The following is a 17805-nucleotide window of genomic DNA, read 5'->3' on the forward strand; positions in this document are numbered from 1 at the left end:
GTGCGGAGGTGGGACGACGAAATCGAATTCTAACGAATGACCGATTTCTGTCCCACTCTCTTTTTTGTCCAGTTTATATAGACGAATAAAAATTTAGAGTATCTTTATTTTACCGTCTGATTCACTTTCCTCTTTCTATAAAAGGATTTCTCGGAGGAAATGATTACGTTAATATATTGAAAAATCGAATTATCTTCAAATAGTAATTGAAAGAATTGACTTTATTATGAAAACGTTTTATAATGAAGAAGCTTAAAGTTTTCTTAAACTGCAAGTCAAACAAATTTTATAAGGAGGAATGTCAATAATGAGTATTGGTATCATTATTGCTAGCCACGGCGAATTTGCAGCTGGAATTCACCAGTCTGGCTCAATGATCTTTGGAGATCAAGAGAAAGTTCAAGTGGTTACGTTCATGCCAAATGAAGGCCCAGATGATCTCTATGCTAAATTCAATGCTGCGATTGCCGCATTTGATGCAGAAGATGAAGTCTTGGTTTTGGCTGACCTTTGGAGTGGTTCTCCATTTAACCAAGCGAGTCGCGTTATGGGAGAAAATCCTGATCGTAAATTTGCGATCATTACTGGATTGAACCTTCCGATGTTGATTCAAGCTTATACAGAACGTTTGATGGATGCAAATGCCGGCGTTGATAAAGTCGCTGCAAACATCATCAAGGAAGCTAAAGACGGTGTCAAAGCCCTTCCAGAAGAATTGAATCCTGTCGAAGAAGCTAGTACAGCCGCTGCTGCTCCTGTAGCCCAAGCTGCGATTCCAGAAGGAACGGTTATCGGAGATGGAAAACTCAAGATCAATCTTGCCCGCTTAGATACACGTCTTCTTCATGGACAAGTCGCAACTGCTTGGACACCCGATTCAAAAGCCGATCGGATCATTGTTGCTTCAGATTCTGTTGCCAAAGATGAATTGCGTAAAGAATTGATCAAACAAGCTGCACCAGGTAACGTCAAGGCCAATGTAGTCCCAATTCAAAAATTGATCGATGTTGCAAAAGACCCTCGTTTTGGGAACACACATGCTTTGATCTTGTTTGAAACACCACAAGACGCGCTTCGTGCCATCGAGGGTGGTGTTCCGATTAAAACCTTGAACGTCGGTTCAATGGCGCACTCAACTGGTAAAACTATGGTCAACAATGTATTGTCCATGGACAAAGAGGATGTCGCTACATTTGAAAAAATGCGTGATCTTGGAGTGGAATTTGATGTTCGTAAAGTTCCGAATGACTCTAAGAAAGATTTGTTTGACTTAATTAACAAAGCGAACGTTCAATAATCGATTACTTACGAAAGGATTTTAAACATGTCTATTATTTCTATGGTATTAGTGGTCGTTGTTGCCTTCTTAGCAGGTCTTGAAGGTATCCTTGACCAATTCCAATTCCACCAACCACTTGTTGCTTGTACCTTAATTGGTTTGGTAACAGGTAACTTGACTGCTGGCGTTATGCTTGGTGGTTCACTTCAATTTATTGCACTTGGCTGGGCAAACATTGGTGCCGCAGTTGCACCCGATGCTGCTCTTGCTTCTGTCGCTGCTGCCATCATCATGGTACTTGGGGGAGACTTCAGTGCAAAAGGAATCGCTGTCGCTCAAGGTGTCGCTATTCCACTTGCAGTTGCTGGTCTTTTCTTGACCATGATCGTCCGTACTCTTTCCGTTGGTTTGGTCCACACTGCCGACGCTGCTGCTAAAAAAGGTGATATCAAAGGTGTAGAACGCGCTCACTTTGTGGCCCTTCTTCTTCAAGGTCTTCGTATCGCGATCCCTGCAGCTCTCTTGTTGATGATTCCTGCTGAAACTGTCAAAACTGCTCTTGAAGCAATGCCAAAATGGCTCTCTGATGGTATGCAAATCGGTGGTGGTATGGTCGTAGCTGTTGGGTACGCCATGGTTATCAACATGATGGCTACTCGTGAAGTATGGCCATTCTTTGCGATTGGTTTTGCTCTTGCAGCCGTTAGCCAATTAACCTTGATCGCCCTTGGTGCGATTGGTGTTGCCCTTGCCTTGATTTACCTTTCACTTTCTAAGAAAGGTGGCAATGGAGGTGGCGGTGTCGCTACTTCTAATGACCCAATCGGCGATATTCTCGAAGACTATTAAGAAAGGTGTGACACTATCATGACTGAAAAATTACAATTATCTAAATCAGATCGTCAAAAAGTTTGGTGGCGTTCAACCTTCTTGCAAGGTTCTTGGAACTACGAACGGATGCAAAACTTGGGTTGGGCCTACTCATTAATCCCAGCTATCAAAAAACTCTACACAAAGAAAGAAGACCAAGCGGCTGCTCTTGAGCGTCACATGGAGTTCTTCAACACTCACCCATACGTTGCTGCTCCTATCATCGGGGTTACTCTTGCCCTTGAAGAAGAAAAAGCAAACGGTGCTGCTATTGATGATGCTGCTATCCAAGGGGTTAAGATTGGTATGATGGGACCTTTGGCGGGTATCGGAGATCCCGTCTTCTGGTTTACAGTTCGTCCAATCTTGGGAGCTCTTGGTGCATCACTTGCTGCATCTGGTAATATCCTTGGTCCAATCATCTTCTTTATCGCATGGAATGCGATTCGTATGGCCTTCTTGTGGTACACGCAAGAACTTGGTTACAAAGCAGGTTCTGAAATTACCAAAGATATGTCTGGTGGGATCTTGCAAGACATCACTAAAGGGGCTTCTATCCTTGGGATGTTCATCCTCGCTGTCTTGGTAGAACGTTGGGTATCTATTAAATTCGTCTTCAATGTTTCTTCTGTAAAATTAGACGATAAAGCTTATATCCACTGGGATAAACTTCCTGATGGATTTAAAGGAATTCAAGAAGCCTTCGCTCAAGTTGGTCAAGGACTTTCTCAAACTCCTGAAAAAGTTACAACTTTCCAACAAAACTTGGATTCATTGATTCCTGGTTTGATGGGATTGCTTCTTACTTTCGCTTGTATGTGGTTGCTTAAGAAGAAAGTATCTCCAATCACTATCATCATCGCCCTCTTTGTCATCGGTGTCTTGGCACACGTTTCTGGCTTGATGTAAGCAAAGATCAACAAAAAAGAAGGTTTCGGCCTTCTTTTTATTATGATATAATGGAATGAATAGCAATACAGGAGGATCTCATGGCTCAATCATTGAATAAAACCGTTGAATTCCATACTACAGGGGTTTCTTACCTTGGAGTAGGTGGCAAGGTTGGAAAAATGTTACTTGGAAATGCTGCTTTTGAATTTTATGCAGATACAAATGTTGAAAACTATATTCAAATTCCTTGGGCGGAAATTGAGCAGATCGGTGCCAATGTTCGAGGACATAAAATTAGCCGTCATTTTGAAATTTTCACCAAAGAATCAAAGTTTCTCTTTGCTTCAAAAGATTCAGGGAAAATTTTAAAAATTGCTCGTGAAAAGCTAGGGAACGATAAAGTGGTCAAACTTCCTACCCTCCTCCAAACCATCGGTCAAAAAATTAAAAATCTATTTGCAAAAAAATAGAAACTTTAGTATAATCATAACAACGGATAAGTAGGTTATCCCCTTCTTTCAGAAAGTCTGCGGTTGTTGCGAGCAGATAGGAGGGATAGGTGAAATTCTACCGTTATCTTCAATTACATACATAATCAAGTGCACATCTGTGAAGTTGGATGGAACCGTGGCGCTGCCACTCCAACACTTTAACAGGTGTGCTTTTTATCATAAAGGAGTTCTTATGTTAGATATCAAACGAATCCGTACAGATTTTGATGCTGTCGCTAAAAAACTGGCTACACGTGGAGTAGCCGCTGCTACTTTGAATGAAATGAAAGAAATCGATGCTAAGCGTCGAGATATCTTGGTCAAGGTTGAAACTCTTAAATCTGAACGCAACACTGTTTCTGCCGAAATTGCCCAAGCTAAACGCAATAAAGAAAACGCGGATGACAAAATCACTGCTATGCAAGCTCTCTCTGCTGATATCAAATCACTAGATGCAGAATTGGCCGAAATCGATGCTAAGTTAACAGAATTCACCACCACTCTTCCAAATATTCCTGCTGATAGCGTACCCGTTGGAGCTGATGAAAATGACAATGTTGAAGTTCGCCGTTGGGGAACTCCTCGTAATTTTAGCTTTGACGTAAAAGCCCACTGGGATTTAGGAGAAGACCTAGAAATCCTAGACTGGGAACGTGGTGCGAAAGTTACTGGAGCTCGCTTCCTCTTCTATAAAGGTCTCGGTGCAAAATTAGAACGTGCCATCTACAACTTCATGTTAGATGAACACGCTAAAGAAGGCTACACCGAAGTCATTCCTCCATACATGGTTAATCATGACTCAATGTTTGGTACAGGGCAATATCCAAAATTTAAAGAAGATACCTTTGAATTAAGCGACACAAATTATGTCCTTATTCCTACTGCTGAAGTACCCTTAACAAACTACTATCGCGATGAAATCCTCGATGGAAAAGACTTGCCGATCTACTTTACAGCTATGAGTCCATCATTCCGTTCTGAAGCTGGTTCTGCTGGTCGCGATACTCGTGGCTTGATTCGTTTGCATCAATTCCACAAGGTGGAAATGGTTAAATTTGCCAAACCAGAAGAATCTTATGATGAATTGGAAAAAATGGTTGTCAATGCTGAAAATATCCTCCAAAAACTCAATCTTCCATACCGAGTAGTGGCACTTTCAACTGGAGATATGGGATTCTCTGCTGCTAAGACTTATGACTTGGAAGTTTGGATTCCAGCTCAAAATACTTATCGTGAAATCTCTAGCTGTTCCAATACCGAAGATTTCCAAGCTCGTCGTGCGCAAATCCGTTACCGTGATGAAGCTGACGGCAAGGTTAAACTTCTTCATACCTTGAACGGATCTGGACTTGCAGTTGGACGTACCGTTGCAGCTATTCTTGAAAATTATCAAAACGAAGATGGTTCTGTGACCATCCCTGAAGTTCTTCGTCCATACATGGGTGGAGTTGATGTGATCGCACCAAAATAAGATAAGATAAAAAAACTGAGACTTGCACATTCTGCAAGCTCAGTTTTTTAGTATTTACGAAAACGTTGATAGCGCTTCTCTAAAAGCTCATCCACAGGGACCTGTTGAAGTGCTTCTAGTTCTGCTTGTAATTCTCTTTTTACTTGCGCCACTAGCTCCCCATTTGAGAAACCGTGCTCTGGAATCACCTTGTCTACAATTTCTAATTTCAAGAGTTCATGTGAAGTGATTTTCATCAATTCAGCAGCCTCCATCGCACGACTACCGTCTTTCCATAGGATAGAGGCAAACCCTTCCGGACTTAAAACGGCATAAATGGAGTTTTCTAGCATCCAAACCTTATCTGCAAGAGCTAAGGCCAGTGCCCCGCCAGATCCACCTTCGCCAATGATAATCGCAATAATTGGAACTTTTAAATCACTCATCTCAAGAAGATTTCGAGCAATAGCTTCCCCTTGTCCTCTTTCTTCAGCTCCAACACCAGGATAGGCACCAGCTGTATTGATAAAGGTCACTACTGGACGACCAAATTTCTCAGCTTGCTTCATCAGACGCAAGGCTTTGCGATAACCTTCTGGATGGGGTTGACCAAAATTACGTTTAAGATTATCTTGGAGATTCTTTCCTTTTTGGATTCCCACTACAGTTACTGTTTGATTGCCTAAGCGACCGATTCCACCAATCACAGCATCATCGTCACGAAAATTTCGATCTCCATGTAGTTCGATGAAGTCATCAAAAATCCCTTGAGCAAAATCCAGCGCTGTTAATCTACCTTGATCACGCGCTTCTTTTATAATCTGTGCTATTTTACTCATCTTTACCTCCATGAAGTGCCAACAATTGTCCGATTGTTTCACGAATCTGACTTCTTTCTACGATCAAGTCTACAAATCCATGCTCCAGCAAAAATTCTGCTTTTTGGAAATCATCTGGTAATTTTTCTCGAACAGTTGATTCAATCACGCGCCGGCCAGCAAAACCAACTAAGGCTTGGCTTTCAGCCATAATGATATCCCCTTCCATGGCAAAGGAAGCTGTCACACCACCAGTTGTTGGATCTGTTAGAACAGTTAAGTAGAATAATTTTTCCTTAGAATGACGTTGAACCGCAGCAGAAATTTTTGCCATTTGCATCAGACTTACAATTCCTTCTTGCATGCGCGCCCCTCCTGAAGCGGTAAAAAGAACAACTGGTAATCTGTTTTCGGTTGCAAATTCAAACAAGCGTGTGATCTTTTCACCAACGACAGATCCCATGGAAGCCATGATAAAGTTAGAATCCATGATTCCAAGTGCTACTTTTTGCCCCTTGATCAAAGCGGTCCCCGTAAGAACTGCTTCATCCAGCCCAGTCATTTCTCGAACTGCCGCTAGTTTCTTTTGATAATTTGGAAACTTCAAGGGATCTGTTGTTTCAATTCCCGTGAACATTTCTTCAAAGCTAGCTGGATCAATTGTAAGAGCCAATCGTTCTTGAGCTGAAATACGGAAGCTATAGCCGCAATTGGGGCATACTCGCTCGCTTCCCAAGTCCTTTTGGTAAATGGTATGTTTACATCCTGGACATTGTGAGAAAAGCTCATCTGGCACTTCTGGTTTTGGTTGAGGATCCTTCCAGGAAGATCTATTCGGATTGATCCGAATAGATTTATCTTTTTTAGAAAATAAAGCCATTACATACTCCTTATAAGATGAGAGTGGACGAAAGTCTGACTAGGAAACAGGTTGAAAACTATCCCAAACTGTTGTACACTTCCCACCCCCGAAATGTTGATTTGTGAATCGTTAACTCTTTCAGGTGGGAGACTTACTTTTCAAGTCTTGCCTACCTGAAAGAGTTGATTCCTTTCCTTCATCGAAGGTTGGATTCCTTTGCCCAACTCCTTACGATAAAAGCCTGAAACTGTGGCAAGTGGTTTCCTCACTATCCTCACAAGTCCAGGCTTTTTCCTCATTCCTTATTATAATTTGGCAGGAATTGTTCCATCAAAAATGCAGTGTCATAATCACCAGCGATGACATGTGAATCAGAAATCAAATCCAACTGGAAGTCGCTATTGGTTACAACCCCATCAATTTCCAACTCATAGAGAGCACGCTGCATCTTCATGAGAGCATCAAACCGATTTTCACCATGGACAATGATCTTGGCAATCATACTATCATAATAAGGCGGAATTGTGTAACCTGGATAAACAGCTGAATCGACACGCAAGCCAACTCCACCACTCGGAAGATACAAATTGGTAATTTTTCCTGGGCTTGGTGCAAAGTTGAAGGAAGGGTTTTCTGCATTAATCCGGCATTCAATCGCATGTCCTTTAAAGACAATATCCTCTTGCGTGAATCCCAACTCTTGCCCTGCTGCAATTTTAATTTGTTCTTTGACAATATCGACACCAGATACAAATTCGGTTACAGGATGCTCCACTTGAACCCGGGTGTTCATTTCCATGAAGTAAAATTCACCCTTACCTTCATCATACAAAAATTCAATGGTTCCAGCATTCTCATAGCCAACCGATGCTGCAGCACGGACGGCAGCAGATCCGATTTTATCTCGAAGCGTTTTACCAATTGCAACCGAAGGTGATTCTTCCAAAACCTTTTGGTTATTCCGTTGAAGGGAGCAATCCCGTTCACCCAAATGCACCACGTGCCCATGCTGGTCAGCTAAAATCTGAACCTCAATATGTCGCGCAGGATAGATCACACGCTCCATATACATGGCACCATTCCCAAAAGCAGCTTGAGCTTCTGAGGAAGCAGATTCAAAAGCAGCAGCAAGGTCTTCAGGCTTCTCAACTTTTCGAATCCCTTTACCGCCTCCACCAGCGGAAGCTTTTAACATCACGGGATACCCGATTCGCTCAGCAATTTCGAGAGCCTCATCAGCAGTATACACTTCCCCATCAGAACCTGGAATGACTGGAACACCTGCTTTGATCATTTGTTTACGGGCATTGATTTTATCCCCCATCATATCCATGACTTTGCCAGAAGGACCAATAAATTTGATGCCCACTTCCTCACACATGGTGGCAAATTTTGAATTCTCACTTAAAAATCCAAAACCTGGATGAATCGCTTCTGCCCCTGTCAAAACAGCCGCAGATAACACTGCACTCATATTCAAATAAGATTCTGTTGATTTAGCTGGTCCAATACAAACCGCTTCATCAGCCAGTAAGGTATGCAAGGCTTCTTTATCAGCAGTAGAATACACCGCAACTGTCTCGATCCCAAGTTCACGAGCTGCACGAATAATTCGAACTGCAATCTCACCACGGTTGGCGATTAAGATCTTACGAAACATAGATAGGCCTTTCTTAATTTCCAATAGCAAAGGTAAGAGTCCCTGATGCTGCAAGCTTTCCATCTACCTCTGCCTTTGCTTCAACAACTGCAATCGTTCCACGACGCTTCACCAATGTTGCCGTCATGACCAATTGATCACCTGGAACAACTTGTTTTTTAAATTTCACCTTGTCCATTCCTGCATAAAAGACTAATTTGCCTTTATTTTCAGGTTTTGACAATTCAAGAACACCGGCAGTTTGCGCAAGTGCCTCCATTATGAGAACACCTGGCATAACCGGGTATTGGGGAAAATGACCATTAAAAAATGGTTCATTAATGGTTACATTTTTTATGGCAACGATCGTATCGTCACTGGTTTCCAAAACGCGATCCACCAACAGCATAGGGTAACGATGTGGTAAAGCTTCGCGAATAGCTTGAATATCAATTGTCATTTGATTCGAACCAATCCTTTTCCAAATTCAACCATTTCTTCATTGGCTACTAAGATTTCAGTAATCACACCATCTTTAGGAGCTGGTACTTCATTCATGACTTTCATGGCTTCGATAATTAAGAGTGTTTGACCCTTAGTGACCTTGTCTCCTACAGATACAAAGGCTGGTTTATCAGGAGCTGATGACAAGTAAGCTACACCTACTAGAGGGCTCTCCACCACGTCCCCTTCTGCAGCTGAAGCAGGTGCTGCAACGTCTTTATCTGATGCTGAAGCTGCTTCTACAGTAGGAGCTACTACTGGAGCCACTGGAGCTTGAGGAGCTGGCGAAACTACTTCAACAGCAGGAGCTACAGGACTTGCAACAACAGAACTGGTTTGATTCTTACTCAAGCTCAATTCTTCACCACCATTTTTGTAAGAGAATTCACGCAAAGTTGAGGCATCAAATTGTGCCAATAAATCTTTAATTTCAGAAATATTCATAAATTAAGCCTCCCAACGTTTAAATGCAAGAACAGCATTGTGTCCACCAAAACCAAAGGTATTTGAAATAGCATACTCAATATCTGCTTCCTGACCTTCACCATAGACAACATTTGCTTCAATATAGTCTGATAATTCTTTAGTACCAGCAGTTTTTGGTACAAAGCTATGACGAATGGCTTCAATAGTAGCAATAGCTTCAACGGCCCCAGCAGCACCAAGTAGGTGTCCTGTGAATGATTTAGTAGATGAAACTGGGACTTCTTTACCAAGTACAGATACGATCGCACCGCTTTCACCTTTTTCATTGGCCGGTGTGGATGTTCCGTGAGCATTGACATAATCCACATCTTCAGGATTGATTCCAGCTTCATTAATTGCCAATTTAATGGCTTTAGCTGCACCTGAGCCATCTGGTGTTGGGGTTGTCATATGGTAGGCATCACAGTTTGATCCGTAACCAACAATTTCAGCTAAGATAGTAGCTCCACGTTTTTGGGCATGTTCCAAGCTTTCAATAACAAGTACCCCTGCACCTTCACCCATTACAAAACCATTACGGTCTTTATCAAATGGAATGGATGAACGTTCTGGGTCTTCGGTTGTGGAAAGAGCTGTCAAAGCATTGAAACCACCAATACCAATACGAGTGATAGAAGCTTCAGCACCACCAGCTAATACAACATCATGCATCCCAAACTTGATTTCACGAAAAGCTTCACCAATTGCATCATTGGCAGAAGCACAAGCTGTTGTCACTGATTTACATACTCCTTGAGCACCAATCTTAAGGGCAATATTTCCTGCACCCATGTTTGAAAGAGCTTTTGGAATAAACATCGGTTGAATTCTCTTCATCCCACGTTCATGCATCCGAATGATTTGGTCTTCCAATTCTTGTAAACCACCGATACCAGAGGATACAATGACACCCACACGGTCGCGGTCTTCTTCTTCCATGTTTAAACCTGAATTTTCAAGAGCCTCCATGGCAGCATAGATCGCATACAATGAGTAAGTATCCATACGATTTTTGTCTTTTTTCACAAAATACTTATCGAATGGGAAGTCTTGGATTTCACCAGCATTGAATACTGGAATTTCCGAAGCATCAAATTTTGTAATGGGTTTAATCCCGATTTTTCCTTCATGAAGGCTATTCCAGAATTCTTCTGGTGTATTCCCGATTGGTGAGGTTACACCGTAACCTGTAACAACAACACGATTTGTAGACATATATATTCTCCTTTTGTCGGATGGATATTCAGTAAAAATTTTTTAGTCAGCGACCACTCATCACTGCATCGTCATTCCACCATCAATAGCGATGGTTTGCCCTGTAAGATACTCTTGGCTTGCCAAGAAGGCTGCCACTTCAGCCACTTCTGAAGCTTGGCCAATACGTTTCATTGGCACTTGAGCAATCATGGCCTCTTTCATTTTTTCTGGAATCGCATCGGTCATATCAGACTCAATAAAACCAGGGGCAATAGCATTCACACGAACGCCACGGGCCGCTACTTCACGCGCAACTGATTTAGTGAAACCAATCAAGCCCGCTTTAGAAGCAGCATAGTTTGCTTGACCCACATTTCCCATAAGACCTACTACAGATGACATATTGATAATAGCACCTTGACGAGCCTTAGACATCGGTTTTAAGACTGCTTGCGTCATATTGAAGGCACCTGTCAAATTAATTTTTAAGACACGTTCAAAATCTTCTTCGGTCATTTTCAACATCAACTTGTCGTTTGTAATCCCAGCATTATTGACCAAAACATCGATACTTCCAAGTTTTTCAATAGCTTCTGCGACCATACGCTTCGCCTCTTCCCCATTGGAAATATCGCCTGAGATACCAATAACTGTTACACCATAGTCTGCAAATTGAGCAAACAATTCCTCAGAGATTTCTGAGCGACCGTTCAAGACAAGATTGGCACCAAGACTCGCAAATTTATGCGCCACTGCTAAACCAATTCCACGTGTTGAACCTGTTACAAAAACATTTTTATTCTTAAGTTCCATCTTTACCTCGTTTTAAGCATTTAGAAGAGCTTCAAGACTTGCTTGATCTTCCACGTTATGAGTTGGCAGGGTTTTATCAATTTTCTTCAAGAAACCTGACAAGACTTTTCCAGGTCCAATCTCAATCACTTCATCGATCCCAAACTCTTGAATCGTCGCAATGGAATCGTAAAAACGTACGGGTTCCATCACTTGACGCGCCAACAATGCTTTGACATCTTCCAGATTCATGATTGTAGCTTCTGTATTTCCGACCAAAGGTAGAGAAAAATCATTAAATGACACTTTTTCAAGTTCAACGGCTAATTTTTCACTCGCTGATTTGAGCAAAGCTGTATGAAATGGTCCTGAAACATTTAAGGGAATCAAACGTTTAGCACCAGCTTCTTTTAGTAATTCTACAGCATAATCAACAGCTTTAACTTCCCCACCAATTACGATTTGTGCAGGAGTATTATAGTTAGCTGGCGTCACGACACCCTTTTCAGACGCCTGTTGACAAATCTTTTCAATCAAACTTGGATCTGTATTCATGACAGCAACCATTTTCCCACTTCCAGCAGGAGCTGCCGTTTCCATGAATTCACCACGTTTTGCAACCAAAGCTACTGTATCTTCAAATGAAAGAGCGCCAGCTGCTACTAAGGCAGAGTATTCTCCTAAGGAAAGACCCGCAACAATATTAGGTTTGATGCCATTTTCTGCTAATAAACGGTAAATCGCAATAGACGTTGTTAAAATAGCTGGCTGTGTGTAGCGTGTCTGGTTGAGCTTGTCTTCCTCAGAATCAATCAATTCACGAAGATCATAACCTAGAATACGACTAGCTGTATCAAAGGTTTCTTTAACAATTGGATAAGCCTCGTATAAGTCACGAGCCATCCCCAATTTTTGAGCACCTTGACCAGCAAATAAGAAAGCGCGTTTTGTCACCATTCCTATCCTTTCACAACAAATACTTATTGAACATCTGCCCAACGAGCAGCTTCTCTTTGAATCACTTTAGCAGCGCCATAATAGATATCTTCTAGAATTTCAGCACAAGTTTCTTCCTTGCTTACAAGACCAGCAATTTGACCTGCCATCACAGAACCATTGTCAACATCTCCATCAACAACGGCATTGCGAAGAGCACCTGCTCCCAATTCTTCAATTTCTTCTTGCGTTTTCTTACCTGCCAAGAAATCTTTTTCAGCTTGGTTATAGGCAGAAGCCAATTTATTCTTAATCGCACGAACTGGATGTCCAACAACCGAAGCAGAGACGACCGTATCAATGTCCTTAGCTTTCAAGATTTTATCCTTAAAGTTTTGGTGAGCATTTGATTCTTTAGCAACGACAAATCGTGTTCCTACTTGAACAGCATCTGCTCCAAGCATGAAGACTGCAGCCGCTCCAGCACCATCTGCAACACCACCAGCACCAATAACTGGAATAGAAACAGCTTCAACCACTTGACGAACCAAGGTCATGGTTGTCAGTTTACCAATATGGCCACCAGCTTCCATTCCTTCGGCAATCACTGCATCTGCACCCAATTTTTCCATCCGTTTTGCAAGGGCAACAGACGGCACAACTGGAATAACGGTAATGCCTGCTTCGTGGAAACGATCCATATATTTCCCAGGATTTCCAGCACCGGTAGTGACCACTTTCACGCCTTCTTCGATCACAAGATCCACAATATCATCAACAAATGGTGACAAGAGCATGATATTGACCCCAAAAGGTTTATCTGTAATGGATTTGACTTTATCAATATTTGCTTTCACAACTTCCTTAGGTGCATTTCCACCCCCAATGATTCCTAAACCACCAGCGTTAGATACAGCGCCTGCCAAGTCACCATCAGCAACCCAAGCCATACCTCCTTGGAAAATTGGATATTTAATTTGTAATAGTTCAGTAATTCGTGTTTGCATTCTACCTACCTCTTTTTTTCGCTTAAGTAATAGTTTGAGTTAAAAACTTTGTTGCTTTGAGCGTCAAACTATTACCTAAACAAGAGAGAATATCTTTCGATACTCTCATCAATTATTATTTTGTTTTTTCTTCTACGTAAGCAACAAGATCACCTACAGTAGCCAAGCCTTCTTCTGTTTCGATTTGGATATCAAAAGCATCTTCAATTTCAGAGATCACTTGGAACAAATCCAAAGAGTCTGCTTCTAAATCTTCGAAAGTAGATTCAAGAGTTACTTCTGAAGGTTCTTTACCTAATTCTTCAACGATGATTTCTTGTACTTTATCAAATACTGCCATGATTGGCCTCCTTAGTTTTTTTGTTTTTTTAATAATGTGTTAAACACACGATTAACTAGATTGTAACAAGAAGTGTGCCCCATGTCAATCCTCCACCAAATCCTGTCAGAAGAATTTTTTGACTTCCATCCAATTTGATGCAATGATTCTCAACACACTCCGATAATAGAATTGGAATACTCGCAGCACTCGTGTTGCCATATTCCATCATATTTGCAGGTATTTTCTCTCTCGAGACACCTAATTTTTTTGCCATCTTATCTAACATTCGGTCATTGGCTTGATGCAAAAGAAAATAGTCAATTTTATCTGCTTCCAAGGATGCATCTCCAATCAATTTCTGAATACTCTTCGTTACATCTCGAATTGCAAAATCAAAAACGGCACGTCCATCCATTGTTAGATATTTTCGATCCATTTCTTGTCCCGAATAAGGGGAAGAAAGGCCTAAGTAACAGGATTCAAGACTATGGCCTCGACTACCATCTGTGTTCAAACTTTCGGCTAAAATGGCAGGTTGATCACTAGCTTCAAGTAAAACTCCACCAGCTCCATCCCCAAAAAGAACAGCTGTCGAGCGATCAGACCAGTCTATCACTTTTGAGAGCGTCTCACTTCCAATCACAATTCCTCTCTGATACATTCCTGATGAAATATATTTATCCGCAGCCGATAGGGCAAAAATAAACCCACTACAAGCTGCTGTCACATCAAATGCAAAGGCTCCGGATGCACCAATATTCGCCTGAACACGAGCTGCAGTAGAGGGCATCAAACTATCCGGAGTAATCGTAGCCACAATAATGAAATCTAGATCTTCCGCAGATAATTTTGATTGATCCAACAATTTCTGAGCTACTTCCGTTGCCAGATCACTCGTTGTCTCATCTTTAGAAATATGACGTCTAAGAATACCGGTTCGAGTACGAATCCATTCATCACTCGTCTCCATAATCTTCGCCAAATCATCATTTGAGACAACTTGTTCAGGAGCATAATGAGCAACTTGGCTAATTTTAGCAAAGACCATTATTTAATTTCCTCCAAGAAACGATACAAATTCTGCAAACCTTTTTGCATCACTTTTTTCTCTTCGGTACTCATATCTCCAATAATTTGATTGACCATCCGTTTGTGGAACTGTTGATGTAATCGATAAAGCAAGCGACCATTTTTGGTTAAGCTCAAGTGAACAACCCGACGATCGACTTCTGATCTTCTTCTTTCGATATAACCTTTGCGCTCAAGATTATTCAAACTCGTTGTAACCGTACCTAAAGTGACCATCAGCTCCCGTGAGATATCACTAGGAGTTGCATTTGGCGTCGAACCAATCACATCAATCGTATGCATTTCCTTTATTGAAACATCCTTAAAGCGACTCGCTCTTAAGCTGGTCTCCTCAATCACCAAAACATTATTAAAGATGGATGTTAAATAGTCATTTACTAATTGGTAATTCAAAACTCCACCTCCCATTTTACTTTGATAGTCAAATTTTATCAAAATTAAAACTATTTTGCAAGTATTTTTTCAAAAAACATAGAAAAAATACGATTTTATTTTCCTTTAAATTGTGGTCGACGCTTTTCAGAATAAGCAATCACACCTTCTTTGAAATCTTCTGTAAAGGCTAATTTCTTTTGCAAATCTAATTCTAGACCAGCATACAAATCCCATTCCTTTAAGAAGGCTTCCCAAACCATTTCTTTCATGGCTGCATAAGAATTTGCAGAGCCTCTTCTCAATTTCTTGAGCAACTGCTCAACTGTTTTTTCGAGTTTTTCAGCTTCACAAACGCGATAAGCCACACCATAATCTAGGGCTTTTTCAGCAGTTAAGGCCTCACCAGTCATCACATAATGAGTGGCACGAGACATACCAATCGCTTTCCCTAATAGGAACAAGCCTCCTGCATCCGGAGCCAACCCAACACCAACGAAGGCTTGAATAAATTTTGTTCGTTCACTGACAATACAAAAATCAACCGCTACCGCTATATTGGCTGCAGCACCAGCAACTGCACCATCTGCTACCATAATCACAGGTTTAGGCAATTTCTTAATCTTTTTAGAGATCGTATTTACTAATTCAGCAATCAATACCAGAGATTCGATATCATCCGCATCTACTGCTCGCTTCATTTCATTCAAGTCTCCACCAACTGAAAAGATTTTACCTTCAGCTTTCAGAATGATAAACTTCACTTCCGCATTATTTTCAGCATCATCTAAAGCAGCTAGAATTTCTTGACACATTGGGATATTGAAGCCATTAGATACTTCCGGTCTATTTAAAGAAATGCTTGCGATATCATTCTCTATAGAATATAAAATAGTTTCAAACATGATGAACTCCTTTTGTTTCCATATTAAATATTTTGAATATAAAACTTTTTTTGAATTATAACCATCATATCATAAAAACAACCAATAGTAAAATATATCTTAAATATGTAACAGAATTGTAAAAATGTGACCTCTATAAAACATTTAGTTGATTTCTTTAAATAGCGCGTATAAAATACATTGTAAGCATGCATGAACTTTGGTATAATGAAGGAATGAAACTATGAAGGAGTCCATATGAAAGTTATTAAATTCGGAGGTAGTTCCCTCGCATCTGCTTCTCAATTAAAAAAAGTTCTCAATATTGTCAAAGATGATCCAGAAAGAAGATTTGTCGTTGTATCTGCACCGGGCAAACGATATCCAGAAGATACAAAAGTTACAGATGCACTCATCAAATATTACAAAGAGTTCACTGCAGAAAAAGATGTTAAACAAACCCAACAATGGATTATTGAACGCTACCGGACCATTACAGAGGAATTAGGCCTAAAGCCATCCATTATTCAAGAAATAGCAGAAAATATCTATGCTTTGACTGAACTACCTAAAAAAGGAAATCCTTTTACTTATGATGCTTTTTTAGCTGCTGGTGAAAATAATAATGCAAAACTCATTGCAGCTTATTTCAACCATGAAGGACTGGAAGCTAAATATATCCACCCAAAAGAGGCTGGCATTACTGTAACAGCTGAACCTTCAAACGCCCGTATTATTCCGTCAAGTTACGATAAGATCGAAGAACTAAAAGATTCTAGTGAAGTCCTTGTTATCCCTGGATTTTTCGGAGTAACCCAAGACGGAGAAATTTGTACATTTTCACGTGGAGGATCAGATATTACCGGATCCATTATTGCTGCCGGTGTAAAAGCTGACCTGTATGAAAACTTTACAGATGTAAATGGTATCTTTGCAGCTCACCCTGGAATTATAGAAAATCCACACTCCATTCCAGAATTAACCTACAAAGAAATGCGTGAATTGGCTTACGCTGGTTTCTCTGTCTTACATGATGAAGCATTGGTTCCAGCCTATCGCGGACGTATTCCACTGGTCATTAAAAATACAAACAATCCAGACCATCCAGGAACTCGGATCGTCTTAGAACATACTAACGAACATGTAACAGTCGTTGGTATTGCAGGAGATTCTGGCTTTGTTAGTATCAATACGACCAAATATCTTATGAACCGAGAAGTTGGTTTTGGTCGCAAAGTCCTACAAGTTTTAGAAGACCTAAACATCAGTTGGGAACACATGCCAACAGGTATTGACGACTTGTCCATTATCCTTCGATCTCGTGAATTAACCCCAATCAAGGAACAAGAAATTTTAAAACAATTAACCCAAAAATTAGAGGTTGATTCTGCAGAAATTGAGCATAACCTATCAATTATCATGATTGTTGGTGAAAAAATGAAAAGTCAAGTCGGAGTTACAGCAACAGCCACCAAAGCACTTTCAGATAATCAAATCAATATCCAAATGATTTCGCAAGGTTCCAGTGAAGTTTCTATTATGTTTGTAGTCAATAAAGAACAAGAGGAAAAAGCTATTAAGGCCTTGTACGAAGCATTTTTCCCACAACAAAAGAAATAAAGATTAGAGAAGAAAAACCATCAGATCTAGTCATAACTCAATCCATCCACTACAATCTATCTTAAATTTAAAAACGCATTCTATCTAGTCATAACCCGGTAGAATGCATTTTTTTAATAATTTACAATTGAGTCTCAACATTAACTAATAAAAAGAAACTATTTTAAAATTTGAAAATAAAAAAAAGATCAATTAAATTGATCTGGAGAAAATTTATAACTCCGCCAGTAGGACTCGAACCTACGACATCATGATTAACAGTCATGCGCTACTACCAACTGAGCTATGGCGGAAAAAAGCTAAGCGACTTCCATATC

General features: G+C 40.6%; 19 protein-coding genes and 1 tRNA gene. 6 read left to right on the forward strand and 14 right to left on the reverse strand.

Annotated features, from left to right (window positions below; genetic code table 11):
* Window positions 1-307 precede the first annotated feature (307 nt).
* From BTU61_RS07535 to serS, 5 genes are all read left to right on the forward strand, one after another.
* The gene (locus BTU61_RS07535) at window positions 308-1297 is read left to right on the forward strand and encodes a PTS sugar transporter subunit IIB (RefSeq protein WP_200773014.1); all 990 of its coding nucleotides are present in this window, start codon (window positions 308-310) and stop codon (window positions 1295-1297) included.
* Between the two features lie 27 nt (window positions 1298-1324).
* On the forward strand, window positions 1325-2128 hold the full coding sequence (locus BTU61_RS07540) for a PTS mannose/fructose/sorbose transporter subunit IIC (protein ID WP_200773015.1): 804 nt from the start codon (window positions 1325-1327) through the stop codon (window positions 2126-2128).
* A gap of 18 nt (window positions 2129-2146) precedes the next feature.
* Window positions 2147-3058 carry a PTS system mannose/fructose/sorbose family transporter subunit IID gene (locus BTU61_RS07545; protein WP_200773016.1) on the forward strand — a complete coding sequence of 304 codons (912 nt, stop codon included), beginning with the start codon at window positions 2147-2149 and terminating at the stop codon, window positions 3056-3058.
* Between the two features lie 80 nt (window positions 3059-3138).
* Window positions 3139-3510, forward strand: coding sequence for a DUF956 family protein (locus BTU61_RS07550; RefSeq protein WP_200773017.1), 372 nt, complete (start codon window positions 3139-3141; stop codon window positions 3508-3510).
* Window positions 3511-3724: 214 nt separating this feature from the next.
* Complete coding sequence (serS, locus tag BTU61_RS07555) at window positions 3725-5002, forward strand: serine--tRNA ligase (protein WP_200773018.1); 1278 nt, start codon at window positions 3725-3727, stop codon at window positions 5000-5002.
* Window positions 5003-5049: 47 nt separating this feature from the next.
* Here the strand turns inward: serS and BTU61_RS07560 are convergent, their stop codons facing one another.
* The 13 genes from BTU61_RS07560 to fabM all read right to left on the reverse strand — a co-directional run bounded on the left by BTU61_RS07560 (window position 5050) and on the right by fabM (window position 15892).
* Complete coding sequence (locus BTU61_RS07560) at window positions 5050-5820, reverse strand: acetyl-CoA carboxylase carboxyl transferase subunit alpha (protein ID WP_200773019.1); 771 nt, start codon at window positions 5818-5820, stop codon at window positions 5050-5052.
* The gene (gene accD / locus BTU61_RS07565) at window positions 5813-6679 is read right to left on the reverse strand and encodes an acetyl-CoA carboxylase, carboxyltransferase subunit beta (RefSeq protein ID WP_200773020.1); all 867 of its coding nucleotides are present in this window, start codon (window positions 6677-6679) and stop codon (window positions 5813-5815) included. Before accD ends, BTU61_RS07560 begins: the two co-directional genes overlap by 8 nt.
* Before the next feature lie 277 nt (window positions 6680-6956).
* Entirely contained in the window at window positions 6957-8321 is a 1365-nt protein-coding gene (gene accC, locus BTU61_RS07570; RefSeq protein WP_200773021.1) for an acetyl-CoA carboxylase biotin carboxylase subunit, read from the reverse strand.
* 13 nt (window positions 8322-8334) lie between these two features.
* On the reverse strand, window positions 8335-8760 hold the full coding sequence (gene fabZ / locus BTU61_RS07575; protein WP_200773022.1) for a 3-hydroxyacyl-ACP dehydratase FabZ: 426 nt from the start codon (window positions 8758-8760) through the stop codon (window positions 8335-8337).
* Entirely contained in the window at window positions 8757-9248 is a 492-nt protein-coding gene (accB, locus tag BTU61_RS07580) for an acetyl-CoA carboxylase biotin carboxyl carrier protein (RefSeq protein ID WP_200773023.1), read from the reverse strand. The genes fabZ and accB overlap by 4 nt, the downstream gene beginning before the upstream one ends.
* Window positions 9249-9251: 3 nt before the next feature.
* A complete protein-coding gene (gene fabF, locus BTU61_RS07585) occupies window positions 9252-10484 on the reverse strand; it encodes a beta-ketoacyl-ACP synthase II (protein WP_200773024.1) in 1233 nt (410 codons plus the stop codon).
* Between the two features lie 60 nt (window positions 10485-10544).
* Entirely contained in the window at window positions 10545-11279 is a 735-nt protein-coding gene (gene fabG, locus BTU61_RS07590) for a 3-oxoacyl-[acyl-carrier-protein] reductase (protein ID WP_187538149.1), read from the reverse strand.
* A gap of 12 nt (window positions 11280-11291) precedes the next feature.
* Window positions 11292-12212: an ACP S-malonyltransferase gene (fabD, locus tag BTU61_RS07595; RefSeq protein WP_200773028.1), complete on the reverse strand. Its 921-nt coding sequence runs from the start codon at window positions 12210-12212 to the stop codon at window positions 11292-11294.
* Window positions 12213-12238: 26 nt separating this feature from the next.
* On the reverse strand, window positions 12239-13201 hold the full coding sequence (fabK, locus tag BTU61_RS07600) for an enoyl-[acyl-carrier-protein] reductase FabK (RefSeq protein ID WP_200773025.1): 963 nt from the start codon (window positions 13199-13201) through the stop codon (window positions 12239-12241).
* 115 nt (window positions 13202-13316) lie between these two features.
* Window positions 13317-13541, reverse strand: coding sequence for an acyl carrier protein (locus tag BTU61_RS07605; RefSeq protein WP_187538145.1), 225 nt, complete (start codon window positions 13539-13541; stop codon window positions 13317-13319).
* Window positions 13542-13596: 55 nt separating this feature from the next.
* On the reverse strand, window positions 13597-14571 hold the full coding sequence (locus tag BTU61_RS07610; RefSeq protein WP_200773026.1) for a beta-ketoacyl-ACP synthase III: 975 nt from the start codon (window positions 14569-14571) through the stop codon (window positions 13597-13599).
* Window positions 14571-15005 carry a fatty acid biosynthesis transcriptional regulator FabT gene (gene fabT, locus BTU61_RS07615; protein WP_187538140.1) on the reverse strand — a complete coding sequence of 145 codons (435 nt, stop codon included), beginning with the start codon at window positions 15003-15005 and terminating at the stop codon, window positions 14571-14573. The genes BTU61_RS07610 and fabT overlap by 1 nt, the downstream gene beginning before the upstream one ends.
* A gap of 95 nt (window positions 15006-15100) precedes the next feature.
* A complete protein-coding gene (gene fabM / locus BTU61_RS07620) occupies window positions 15101-15892 on the reverse strand; it encodes a trans-2-decenoyl-ACP isomerase (protein WP_200773029.1) in 792 nt (263 codons plus the stop codon).
* A 234-nt stretch (window positions 15893-16126) separates the two neighbouring features.
* On the opposite strand from fabM, the gene BTU61_RS07625 reads away from it, so the two are divergent.
* Window positions 16127-17488: an aspartate kinase gene (locus BTU61_RS07625; protein WP_200773027.1), complete on the forward strand. Its 1362-nt coding sequence runs from the start codon at window positions 16127-16129 to the stop codon at window positions 17486-17488.
* A 219-nt stretch (window positions 17489-17707) separates the two neighbouring features.
* Here the strand turns inward: BTU61_RS07625 and BTU61_RS07630 are convergent.
* Window positions 17708-17781, reverse strand: a tRNA-Asn gene (locus tag BTU61_RS07630).
* Window positions 17782-17805: the final 24 nt, after the last annotated feature.

Source organism: Streptococcus lactarius, assembly GCF_016642265.1.
Taxonomy (GTDB): domain Bacteria; phylum Bacillota; class Bacilli; order Lactobacillales; family Streptococcaceae; genus Streptococcus; species Streptococcus lactarius.

Bases quoted from the DNA above. Each gene is read 5' to 3' on its own strand.
- accB (WP_200773023.1), bottom strand. From the start codon at position 9,248: ATGAATATTTCTGAAATTAAAGATTTATTGGCACAATTTGATGCCTCA.
- BTU61_RS07605 (WP_187538145.1), bottom strand. From the start codon at position 13,541: ATGGCAGTATTTGATAAAGTACAAGAAATCATCGTTGAAGAATTAGGT.
- fabG (WP_187538149.1), bottom strand. From the start codon at position 11,279: ATGGAACTTAAGAATAAAAATGTTTTTGTAACAGGTTCAACACGTGGA.
- BTU61_RS07550 (WP_200773017.1), top strand. From the start codon at position 3,139: ATGGCTCAATCATTGAATAAAACCGTTGAATTCCATACTACAGGGGTT.
- BTU61_RS07610 (WP_200773026.1), bottom strand. From the start codon at position 14,571: ATGGTCTTTGCTAAAATTAGCCAAGTTGCTCATTATGCTCCTGAACAA.
- accC (WP_200773021.1), bottom strand. From the start codon at position 8,321: ATGTTTCGTAAGATCTTAATCGCCAACCGTGGTGAGATTGCAGTTCGA.
- BTU61_RS07540 (WP_200773015.1), top strand. From the start codon at position 1,325: ATGTCTATTATTTCTATGGTATTAGTGGTCGTTGTTGCCTTCTTAGCA.
- BTU61_RS07560 (WP_200773019.1), bottom strand. From the start codon at position 5,820: ATGAGTAAAATAGCACAGATTATAAAAGAAGCGCGTGATCAAGGTAGA.
- BTU61_RS07535 (WP_200773014.1), top strand. From the start codon at position 308: ATGAGTATTGGTATCATTATTGCTAGCCACGGCGAATTTGCAGCTGGA.
- BTU61_RS07545 (WP_200773016.1), top strand. From the start codon at position 2,147: ATGACTGAAAAATTACAATTATCTAAATCAGATCGTCAAAAAGTTTGG.
- fabK (WP_200773025.1), bottom strand. From the start codon at position 13,201: ATGCAAACACGAATTACTGAACTATTACAAATTAAATATCCAATTTTC.
- BTU61_RS07625 (WP_200773027.1), top strand. From the start codon at position 16,127: ATGAAAGTTATTAAATTCGGAGGTAGTTCCCTCGCATCTGCTTCTCAA.
- fabZ (WP_200773022.1), bottom strand. From the start codon at position 8,760: ATGACAATTGATATTCAAGCTATTCGCGAAGCTTTACCACATCGTTAC.
- accD (WP_200773020.1), bottom strand. From the start codon at position 6,679: ATGGCTTTATTTTCTAAAAAAGATAAATCTATTCGGATCAATCCGAAT.
- fabF (WP_200773024.1), bottom strand. From the start codon at position 10,484: ATGTCTACAAATCGTGTTGTTGTTACAGGTTACGGTGTAACCTCACCA.
- serS (WP_200773018.1), top strand. From the start codon at position 3,725: ATGTTAGATATCAAACGAATCCGTACAGATTTTGATGCTGTCGCTAAA.